10 protein-coding genes are annotated in these 10,494 nt (G+C 63.9%); 2 read left to right on the top strand and 8 right to left on the bottom strand.

What is annotated here, in order from left to right; translation table 11 throughout:
- Position 1: 1 nt before the first annotated feature.
- From tssG to tssA, 8 genes are all read right to left on the bottom strand, one after another.
- On the bottom strand, positions 2-1,081 hold the full coding sequence (gene tssG / locus AB3X96_RS20890; RefSeq protein ID WP_368591184.1) for a type VI secretion system baseplate subunit TssG: 1,080 nt from the start codon (positions 1,079-1,081) through the stop codon (positions 2-4).
- Complete coding sequence (gene tssF, locus AB3X96_RS20895) at positions 1,066-2,961, bottom strand: type VI secretion system baseplate subunit TssF (RefSeq protein WP_368591185.1); 1,896 nt, start codon at positions 2,959-2,961, stop codon at positions 1,066-1,068. The genes tssG and tssF overlap by 16 nt, the downstream gene beginning before the upstream one ends.
- Before the next feature lie 4 nt (positions 2,962-2,965).
- Positions 2,966-3,478 (bottom strand): type VI secretion system baseplate subunit TssE, encoded by a 513-nt coding sequence (gene tssE, locus AB3X96_RS20900; RefSeq protein ID WP_368591186.1) that lies wholly within the window; start codon positions 3,476-3,478, stop codon positions 2,966-2,968.
- Positions 3,471-4,307, bottom strand: coding sequence for a type VI secretion system accessory protein TagJ (locus tag AB3X96_RS20905; protein WP_368591187.1), 837 nt, complete (start codon positions 4,305-4,307; stop codon positions 3,471-3,473). The genes tssE and AB3X96_RS20905 overlap by 8 nt, the downstream gene beginning before the upstream one ends.
- A gap of 98 nt (positions 4,308-4,405) precedes the next feature.
- The gene (locus AB3X96_RS20910) at positions 4,406-4,894 is read right to left on the bottom strand and encodes an Hcp family type VI secretion system effector (RefSeq protein WP_368581717.1); all 489 of its coding nucleotides are present in this window, start codon (positions 4,892-4,894) and stop codon (positions 4,406-4,408) included.
- Between the two features lie 45 nt (positions 4,895-4,939).
- Positions 4,940-6,436, bottom strand: coding sequence for a type VI secretion system contractile sheath large subunit (tssC, locus tag AB3X96_RS20915; protein WP_368591188.1), 1,497 nt, complete (start codon positions 6,434-6,436; stop codon positions 4,940-4,942).
- A gap of 25 nt (positions 6,437-6,461) precedes the next feature.
- On the bottom strand, positions 6,462-6,962 hold the full coding sequence (tssB, locus tag AB3X96_RS20920) for a type VI secretion system contractile sheath small subunit (RefSeq protein ID WP_368581715.1): 501 nt from the start codon (positions 6,960-6,962) through the stop codon (positions 6,462-6,464).
- 93 nt (positions 6,963-7,055) lie between these two features.
- Positions 7,056-8,087, bottom strand: coding sequence for a type VI secretion system protein TssA (tssA, locus tag AB3X96_RS20925; protein WP_368591189.1), 1,032 nt, complete (start codon positions 8,085-8,087; stop codon positions 7,056-7,058).
- A gap of 802 nt (positions 8,088-8,889) precedes the next feature.
- On the opposite strand from tssA, the gene AB3X96_RS20930 reads away from it, so the two are divergent.
- Both AB3X96_RS20930 and AB3X96_RS20935 read left to right on the top strand, forming a co-directional pair.
- Positions 8,890-9,642, top strand: a complete 753-nt coding sequence (locus tag AB3X96_RS20930) for a hypothetical protein (RefSeq protein WP_368591190.1) — start codon at positions 8,890-8,892, stop codon at positions 9,640-9,642.
- A gap of 34 nt (positions 9,643-9,676) precedes the next feature.
- Positions 9,677-10,471 carry a PP2C family serine/threonine-protein phosphatase gene (locus AB3X96_RS20935; protein ID WP_368591191.1) on the top strand — a complete coding sequence of 265 codons (795 nt, stop codon included), beginning with the start codon at positions 9,677-9,679 and terminating at the stop codon, positions 10,469-10,471.
- Positions 10,472-10,494: the final 23 nt, after the last annotated feature.

A 10,494-nucleotide genomic window follows, 5' to 3' on the forward strand; every position in this document is an offset into this window, starting at 1 on the left:
TCTATTCCCTCGCTGATGTCGATGGCGGCGCCCCCGCGGACGCCTCGCGGGCCGCCACGGCAATCCGTGAACGGCCGTCAGGACCGGTCGGCCGCAACACCAGCTGACGCTGATCGCCGCGCGCCGGGCGGCCGAGCGTCCACGTGGTGTATCCGAGCCGCGTGTGGCGCCCGAGCTTCAGGCGTGGTACGTCCTCCTGCTTCAGCACCAGCCGGAGATCCCAATCGAGCCCGTCGCGCGCGTAATTGCGCACCCAGTCGACGAGGCGGTTCAGACTCTCGCCGCCCGGCAGGAAGCGCTCGTAATCAGCGCGGCTCAACGGTCCGATGACGATGCGGAACTTATGCTGGCAATCCCACACGCGCGCGCCGAGCAGCGTCGATACGCCGAGCGAGGCCGAGCCGTCCGCTGCGCCGAGGCGCAACAGTGAGTTCGCGGGCAGCGTCATCCAATGGCCGACCCACTGCTCGATATCGACCGGCAAGTCGAAAAAGCGCGCCAGCACGAGTTTCAAACCGGCTGCGGGACGGGTCGGCCCGCCCAGCAAACCGGCGAAGTGCAGTTTGGCGAAATCGGGCACCGCGTCGCGCTCGCGCAGCGTCGGCTCGCCGAGCCCGAACACGCTGCCGACATAAAACGAAAAGCGATCGCGCCCCGGACGGTCGAGACTCACAGCCGGTTGCGCATTCGCCCAGGCGCGATAGAACAGCGACACCATCCGGTGATGAAAGACATCGAGAAAGCGCGCGAAGGTCGGATCGTTCGCGTTGCGGGCGCGGTCGCGCGCGTACTCGGTCAGATGGGTCGGCAGGGGTCCGTGCGGCCCGAGCAGACCGAAGAACTTGACCGCGAGGCGCGCGGCATGATGCTCGCCGGCCGGCGTGAAGGCACCGAGCGTGGTCGGATGAAAAACCAGTTCGGGTTCCTGCACGAAGCGGATCGCGTCGTCGCGCGGCTGCATCGACTCGCCCACGCGCGGCTTGTCCGGATACGCGTTCTCCAGCAGCCGCACGACCTGAAAGAAGTCGAAGCGGCGCGCATCGTCCTCGAGCCGGCGCAGCAGTGTCAGAGCGTCCGGCATTGTCCGACCCTCGCTGGCCAGCGCATGATCTCGCCGCGCGAAAGCGTCTTCACGACGGTCTCGGTGAACGAGTTGATCGATACGTATTGCGCGAAATAATGCGCGAGCACGGCGCCGAGCAGAAACGCGCCGGCGCCTTCGAATGCGGCTTCGTCGAGCGTCAACGTCACTTCGAGACCGCGGCCGAACACGATCGGCCCAGCGCAGGGCAAGCGTCGCGTCACCGAGCGCGAATCGATCGAGCGCACGCCCTCGATCAGACGCTGACTCGCGATCTCGTCGGCGGGACAGTAGAGGCTCAGCAGATCGCGCAGCGCGCGGGCGCCCTCCTGCGCATCGCTATCGAGCAGCGACGAGTAGTTCAACGACAGGTGGCTCAATAGCCGCCACGCCACGGCCCCATGCGCATATGACGGCAGCGGCCGGCTCGGGCCGCTCACGCAGCGCACGCTTTGCACCGGCGCTTCGACATCGAGCGTGAAATCGGCGGGGCCGACGCCGACCGGCATCGTCAATGGCAGGTCGCGGTTCGTGCATAGCACCTGCAAGCCGAGTTGCCGCAGGTCGGCGCGAAACGGCGCATTGCTCGCGTCCACCAGCGCGATGAACATCTCGCTGCCGAGATAGCTCGTGCGCGGGCCGCGCTCATGCTGACGCGCAGAGGGCAGACGCTTTTCGCGGCGCACCTGGTAGTAAGCACCGGCACGATACGTCGCGCCGAGATCGCGCGCGTGATAGAACGGCTCGAAGCGCTGCTCGCCGCCGGCGCCCGCGCTATAGCCGGTCGCACTCTCGATCTGATAGATCTCGAAGTCCATCGGCCGGGTGCGATCGGCCACCACGTGGTACTCGAACTGTTCGTCCGACAGCGCGATGCGATCCGTGCGCTTCGAAAAGAGATTGATCGCGGGCGTGCAATGCAGCGCGAAATTATTGGCGTCGAGCGATTGTTCGAGCAGCGGGTCCCCGCGTTTGAGCAGCACGACGACTTCGATCTCGCTGTCCGCGCAGCGCCGCAACGCCGCTTGCAAGCCGTCGATGGCGACGAACATGAAGCGCTGCGGAAAGGCGAAATACTCCTGCAACAACCGGTAGCCCTGGAACGACTGCCGGCTGACCGGCAGCAATGCCTGATCGTCGGTAAAGCCGAGCGGCCGCAGCGCGCTCGCCGGCAACTGCACATGCCAGGCCGCCGGACGTTTGGCCGGCATCACGACGACACCGCTCACCGTACCGAGCAGACGCTCGTGGATGCGCGTGGCCATTCCGTCCGTGCCGCGCAGATACAGCGTCAGCCGGTCGAGTTTCAACTGATTGAGTTTCAGACCGGCGGTGGCGCGCAGACGCAGTCTCAGACCCGCCTTGATACCGGCGCCCGCCGCCATGCTCGCCGGCAGCGCGCTGTCGACGCCGCCGAGCGAGCCCGCGTGCGTAAAAAACCGCGCCTCCGCGATTTCGAGCGGCCAAAGCGTCAGTTCGTGCGCGCTGCGGTATTCGCAGCGCGTCGAGCCGTTCTTGTCGAGCACGCTGCGCAGCGCGCTGCCGCGTGGAACCCGCACGCCGTCCGCGAGACTGGAGCTCGTCAGGTCGGGCTGGATCTGCACCACGGCCATCGACGGCGTCGGCGCGAGGTAATGCGGATACACCAGTTCCGCGAGATGCTGGGTGAAGCGCGGAAACTCGTCGTCGATTTTCAGCTGCACGCGCGCCGCGAGGAAACTGAAGCCTTCGAGCAGGCGCTCCACGTAGGGGTCCGCGCATTCGAGGTTTTCCATTCCGAGGCGCCCGGCGATCTTCGGAAATTCGCGCGCGAACTCGCCGCCCATCTCCCGAAGATGCTGCAGTTCCTGGCTGTAGTATTTGATCAGGTCGGGATTCATGACTTCAGCGCGGCCCGCCCTGGTCGATCACGCGGATTTCGCCCACTTCCAGATCCAATTCGGTCCTGAAGTAGAGCCGCTCCGGATACGGCTGCGCCCACAGATCGCCCTCCACCAGAAACGACACGGTGTTGTGGCGCCCGGTCGTCTCTTCGAGTTGCATCGAACTGACCCGCACGGTATCGCGCAGAATGCGCGGCTCGAACGCCCAGATCGCATCGCGCACCAGCCGCTCGAGCCGCAACGGATCGATGCCTGAGGCGGTCTTGCCGGCGATGTCCGGCAAGCCGAAATTGATCACGGAAGTTGCGACATACGGATAGCCGCTCAGATCCTGCACCGAAGCGAGACCATTCGCGTTCAGCAGCCAGCCGAGGTCGCGCTGCACGCTCTCGCGCAGCGCGCGCATCGACAGAACGCGGCGCTCGCGCGCTTCCTGTTTCACTTCCGGTTCGAGATCGGTCAGCCGGTCGAGCAGCGACGGTTGCAGGCGATCACGGGCGGTCAGCTCAGCCATGATCCGGCACGGCCGCGCCGCCCTGTTCGGCAGGCGCGTCGCCGCTCGTCAGTTCGATACTGCGCACGTCGAAGAGCGCGTAGTCGTTCGCATCGGAGGCGTACATGCGCTGTCCCACCGGCCGCGCGAGCGCGGGATCGTCACCGATCCATTCGGTCAGGCGCGCGAGCCACAGCGCGCGATTCGCTTCGGCGAGCGTGCCCGGATAGCGGGCGGGAATCAGGCCGGCGGCCTGGCCGTCGTTGGCCCACGTGAAGATGGCCGGCATCCAGACCCGGTCGCGCAGGTCGGACGGCGGCTCGATTTCGATGCGCTTGATGCGCGAAAAAGGAATCCAGTAATAGCGGCCGTTCAATACCGCTTCGAGTGTCGGGCCGAGCCGGTTGTCGGCGTCGGCGAGCCACTCGAACGGTTCGCCGTTCAATGCGCCGGCGGTGGCGGGCGCTTCGTCGAGCGCCCGTGCTCGCGCGGCGGCCGCCGCGCCGCTGTCGCCCGCGGCATCGAGCCGCAATGCCTCGAGCAGCAACGCGAGCCAGCCGGTCGGCTCGCCGAAGATCAGCGGCGCGCGCTCGCCTTTGAAAACCGCTTCGCGCAGCGCCTCGCATTGCAACGCTTCACGATAGGTTTGAACCATCGGCAAAGCGGCAGCGTCGAGTTCGCCGACGACGTTCAGTTGCGTCAATGCGCGATCCCAGGCGCCCGTCACCGCGAGCAACTGGAACAGAAAGACGCGATAGGCGGCCTTCGACGGATCCTTGCGAACCTGGTTTTGCAATTCGCGCAGACATCCGTCCAGATCGCCTTCGCGCAAGCATTCTTCTGCGTTCATGCCGGTTCGCTCCGGTCTGTCTCGAGTCGTCCCACCCGCCGCCGCACTGCAGCGGCGCGGCCGGTGCAGTGCAGTCGCCCCTTTTTGCCGACAGCCGATCAGGTTTCCGCGTTGCCGGGGATGTTCCATTTCACTTCGACCACGCCGCCCTCCTTGGCGCCCTTGGCGTTTTGCGGCTGGTACTCGACATGGAATTTTTCGAAGTTGAGCGTGACGTTCTCGGTGAAGCGCTCTTCGCCGCCGGAGCCCCCCGTCGAGTACGAGCTGACCAGCACGCCTTCCAGCGTGATCTTGTAGTACTCGAGCGGATTGTCGCCGCCGGCCTTGCGCACGGTCAGCAAAGCCTTGTCGATGTGGGTGCCCTTGGTGCAGGCCGCCATGATCGGTGGACTCGCCTTGTCGCTGTATTTGGTAAACGACAGGTCCTGCACCGACACCTTGCCGGCGCCGCCGCCCGTGCCCATGTGCATCGTGCCGCTCTGGCTCAGGCCCCAGCTCCATGCGAGCACTTCGATCTCTTCCTTGTGGGTCTTGTCCTGCGACTCGCCCTTGATGTCGCCCAGCTTCATGAACATGTCGATGGCCATCTTATTCTCCGCTCAAAGCAATTCGTCACTGAATGGGGATTTCCGTCATGCCGCCTTGGCGGACGGAAGCTTCGAAACCAACCGTAGCGATACGGTCAGGCCTTCCAACTGGTAATGCGGACGCAGGAAAAATTTCGACGTGTAATAGCCCGGGTTGCCCTCCACTTCCTCGACGACCACCTCGGCGGCAGCGAGCGGGCGTCGTGCTTTGGATTCTTCGCTCGAGTGCGCCGGATCGCCGTCGACGTACTGGAGGATCCAGTTCTGCAGCCAGCGCTGCATGTCGTCCTTCTCCTTGAAACTGCCGACCTTGTCGCGCACGATGCACTTCAGGTAGTGAGCGAAGCGGCTGCACGCGAACAGATAAGGCAGACGGGCGGCCAGGTTCGCGTTCGCGGTGGCATCGGGGTCTTCGAACTCGGCGGGCTTGTGCAGCGATTGCGCGCCGATGAAGGCGGCGAAATCGGAGTTCTTCTTGTGCACGAGCGGCATGAAGCCGTTCTTCGCGAGCTCGGCTTCGCGGCGATCGCTGATCGCAATTTCGGTCGGGCACTTCATGTCGACGCCGCCGTCGTCGGTGGGGAACGCGTGCACCGGCAGATTTTCGACAGCGCCGCCCGACTCGATGCCGCGAATCCGCGAACACCAGCCGTACATCTTGAACGAGCGGTTGATATTGGTCGCCATCGCATAGGCCGCATTGGCCCACGCGTATTTGCTGCTGTCCGCGCCGGCGGTGTCTTCCTCGAAATCGAATTCCTCGACCGGATTGGTCTTCGCGCCATACGGCGCGCGCGCGAGAAAGCGCGGCATCGCGAGACCGACGTAGCGTGCATCCTCGGATTCACGCAGCGAGCGCCACGCGGCATGCTCAGGAGTCTGGAAGATCTTCGTCAGGTCGCGCGGATTGGCCAGCTCCTGCCATGAATCCATCAGCATCACCGCGGGATCGGCGCCCGCGATGAACGGCGCATGCGCGGCGGCCGAGATCTTGGCGATCTGCGTCAGCAGATCGACGTCGGGCCCGCTGTTGTCGAAGTAATAGTCGGCCACCAGCGCGCCATACGGCTCGCCGCCGAACTGGCCGTACTCCTCTTCGTAGAGCTTCTTGAAGATCGGGCTCTGATCCCACGCGGTGCCCTTGTACTTCTTGAGCGTCTTGTACAGATCGCCCTTCGATACGTTCATCACGCGGATCTTCAACGTTTCGTCCGTCTCGGTGTTGTTGACCAGATAGTGCAAGCCGCGCCACGCGCTCTCGACTTTCTGGAACTCCTCCGAGTGGATGATCTGATTGACCTGGGCGGTCAGCTTCTCGTCGATCCGCGCGATCAGCGATTCGATCGTCGCGAGCACGTCGCCCGAAATCACGTTGGTGTCGCGCAGCGCCTGTTCGGCGAGCGTGCGCACCGCCGTCTCGACGGCTTCCTTCGCCTTCTCGCTCTTCGGCTTGAATTCCTTTTGCAGCAGATTCGCGAAATCGCTCGTTTCAAGCGACGTCTCGCCGGGTTGCGCTTGCCCTTCGGTGCTAGGTTCAGCCATGGTCAGACTCCCCTGTAAATCACGCTCATTCCTGCGGCTTCGGTGCGGACGCCAACGACTGCAGCAACGCAGGATCGTTGAGCAGCTTCGCGATCAGTTCCTCCGCGCCGGTCTTGCCGTCCATATAGGTCAGCAGGTTCTGCAACTGGCCGCGCGCCTCCAGCAGTTTCGCCAACGCGTCCACCTTGCGCGCGACCGCGGCGGGCGAAAAGTCGTCCATGCTCTCGAAGGTCATGTCGACGGCGAGGTTGCCTTCACCGGTCAACAGGTTCGGCACCTGCACGGCGACGCGCGGCTTCATCGACTTCAGACGCTCGTCGAAGTTGTCGACGTCGATCTCGAGAAACTTTCGATCCGCCACCGGCGCGAGCGGGTCGGCCGGCTGACCGGACAGATCGGCCAGCACGCCCATCACGAAGGGCAGATTGACCTTCTTCTCCGACCCGTAGACTTCGACGTCGTACTCGATCTGAACCCGCGGCGCCCGATTGCGCGCGATGAATTTCTGGCTGCTTTCCTTGGCCACGACGATTCCCCTGGTTGACGCCGCACGGCCGCGAGCAGCGTGGCGCATGACTGGCGTTGCTAGTAGCGAAAAGGCACATCCCCGCCTGACTGCTTACTCGTTTTCTATACCGCCGACCTGCCGGGCCTGGCTCACGCCTTCGGGCGCGAGGTCCTGCAGAATTTCCATGAAGTTCTTGTCGACCAGCCGGCGCGCGCGCAGCAGCAGCAGCGGCACCGGGCTGGAGGGTTCGTGACGCTCGTAGTACGCGCAGATCTTGTCGATCATGCGGATCACGTCCTGACGGTCCGTGATGTCGCCGGACACAGGTACCGGTGCGGGCGCCGCGCCGGCATGTTCGCCCGGCGCCGCGTCGCCGTTCGACGCTGCTTGCGGCGCGCCGCCCGGTACATCCAGACGTTCGCCGAGAAAGTCGGCCGCACGCCGCAGCAGTCTCGACAGCGGCGACAGATCGATGGAACGCGCCGCGCCGACACGCTCGGTCAATACCGTCTCGATGCGCGTGGCGCTATGCGTGGCCGCGAGCAAGGCGGTGTGCGCTTCGGCGGCATCTTCGTGCGCGTCGGCGATCACCGCGTCGATCGAACTCAGCGACGGCGCCTCGACGCCCTTGGGCAGCGGCACTTCTCCGGTCGCATATTCGATGTCGCGCAAACTGACCACACCGTGCGCGCGCGACGACGCGAGCGGCGCGTCACGCACGTCCACCAGCATGCCGGACGCTTCGACGAGCGCGGCGAGCGCGTTGACGCGGGCGGTCGGATCGTTGTCGTCGTCGGGATCGAGCTGTGGATAGACATGGTCCCAGCGCTGCTCGAGCAGCCCTTCGACGAGCGCGAGGCCCTCGGCGAAGCCTGCGAAACGCCGGCGATTGAGCAGCGCGCGCGCCAGGTGTACCGCGACGCGCAAGTCGCGGCCTTTCGCGAGCAGATCGAGCGATAGCGCTTCGGCCACTTTCCAGTCGGGCGGAGTGGCGGCGACCATGGTCTCGCCGAACTGCACCTCCGGCTTGCCATGAACGACCTGTTCGAGCGCAAGGAAGTCAGGGTCGTACTCGAGGTCGTCCCCGCACGGACTGGCAGCTGATATGTCGGCGAGCATTTCGCCCGCGAGAAGCGTGGCCATGTCTGTATCGGTCTCGGATGAGAAGTCTCGACGCACCGTAAGTGACCGGTACGGGTTGCCCTTGCCCGCCAGGAATCAGCGTTCCCGGAAATACGCGTTAACTCTAATTAGATTGCCCGTGCCAGCTATTGCGATGTTTTTAGCGGGCATTGTCCATTCTCGGCGGCAATCCGATATGAGAATAGCACGCAGCCCGGAAAAACAAAGCCGGATAGCAATAGAAGCGGATTTTGTTTAATTAAGCGAAACAGTATATGTAATACCATTCAACTCCATAAACATTTAAAAAATTTCCGCCTTTTCGTTCCGTCACCATTAACAATCCGAAGCTCGGCCAGTCGTCCTACGACCTCGCCAGCGCGCCCTTTCAGGACAGGCGATTGGCGGGATCGCCCGACATCTAAGTAAACGAATCAAGCGCTCGAATTTTTAAAAAATTTAACCTCTCCGGACTGCCGGTAAGCGTTTACATTGCGTCCAGGGTTAATCCTGATAGCGATAGAACAACGCGACAAAGCGGTGAATAACATATTGAGTTTTACCTTGTAATAAATAAAACGTGCCAATAGACTAACTTTGTTTTCCAATCAGCGCCGGTTGCACGGCCGAATTGCCGGTATTGCAGGCGTTTGGCACTCGCATCAGCCCGATATGGCGGCAAGGCGACGGCCGGATCCGTTGGGGGCAGGAAGCCGGCGCACCAACAACGCGGCGCAATGGGTAGTGTCAGCAGCGGGCTCCGCCCCAGGAAGCGGAGTTCACCACCTCGGGGTGAAAAGTGGCAGATATCCAAAGCGCAGCAATGGCCGACCACGTTGGAGAGAGCGCACTGCCCGACCTGTGGCAACGCCGCACCTGCCTGAGCCATGACGAAATGGCGTCGATCTATACGATCGTGCGCCGCGCGCTGACCGGTTACCATCCGTCGGAATTGCAGGCGCTGGGCGAGGACAAGGAGGAACTGATCTCGCAGTTCCTCTACTTCAAGGTGTTCCGCCTCGATACCGCGCCTACGGCCTCGCCCACCTTCCCGCTGCATAGCGCGCCTTCGAACAGCCATGCCGTGTGCGCGTATTTCCGCCGCTATCTGATCGACTGTCTGCGCAGCGCGAGCCATCAGCGCAACGTGTCGCTCGACGAAGACGACGTGATGCTCGAGATCGACCGGCAAACGGCCTTTCACCCCGATCCGATCGGCTCGGTCCTGCTGCAATACGGTCTGCACGAAGCCGAAGTCCGCGAATCCGCGTCGCATTTCATCGCCTCGCTCGACGAAGCGAACCGCATGCTGCTCGCCGGCAGTCTGGGCTGGCTGTCGAATGAGAAAGGCGGTCTGTCGCAGGTCGCCGCGCGTTACGGCATCGCGTCGTACCACTACCGGGCGCGCAAGCTCGGCGTCACGCTGAAGAAAGGCTCAATACCTGCCGACTTCGCCCGCACGGAAATCGGCCAATGGATCGAGCACAGCCTCGGCATCGACATCGCGCCGGGCAATCGCATCGTCATCCTGCTGGTTCTTGGCATCCTGTCCGCGCAGTCGCACGCACAGGAATGAGGTCGACGGACCACGAGCACATGAGAGGACAACGGTGCAACTTGCCACCGCAAGCCTGACCGACCGGGGCGATCGCCCGCGCAATGAAGATTCGTTCGGCGACTGGTCGAGCGAGCGGCTCTACTATTGCGTCGTCGCCGACGGCGCTGGCGGTCATGGCGGCGGCGACACCGCCTCGCGCCTCGTCGTCGATTCGGTGCTGGCGGATTTGCGCTATCTGACCGTTGCCGAATTGCCGCCGACCGGCGAACGGCTGATCGGCTCGCTCACGCATGCCAACGAGAACATCGTCGAAGAACAGTTGCGCGGCAAGGACAATGAAAAAGACATGCGTTCGACGGCCGTGGTGCTCGCCATCGATCGCGAATGCGCGACGGCCGCGTGGGCCCATTGCGGCGATACCCGCCTCTACTGCTTCCGCCACGGCGAAATCAGCGCGCGCACGCGCGACCACAGCATGGTTCAGCAGATGGTCGACGCGCAGTTGCTCACCGAGGAGGAGATGCGCCATCACCCGCGCCGCAACGTGCTATATGCGGCGCTGGGCACCCGCAACGCGCTTTCCATTGCGGGCATCGACGGCACCTTCGCGCTGCGTGACGGCGACGCTTTCCTGATCTGCACGGACGGCCTGTGGGAGTACGCCGACGACGCCGGCATCGCCGACGCGCTGGCTCATGCCGCCACACCAGGCGACTGGCTCGATGCACTCGCGCAGCAGGTGCGCGCGAGCGCCAGCACGAATCACGACAACTTCACGGCGCTCGCGGTGTGGGTCGGTGACGATGCGCAGGCGACACAATTGATGCCAGGCCCGTCACAGACGTGACGCAGCGGATCAGCATCGCAACG

Origin of the sequence: Paraburkholderia sp. BR13439 (assembly GCF_040948805.1) — a bacterium.
GTDB lineage: Bacteria > Pseudomonadota > Gammaproteobacteria > Burkholderiales > Burkholderiaceae > Paraburkholderia > Paraburkholderia youngii.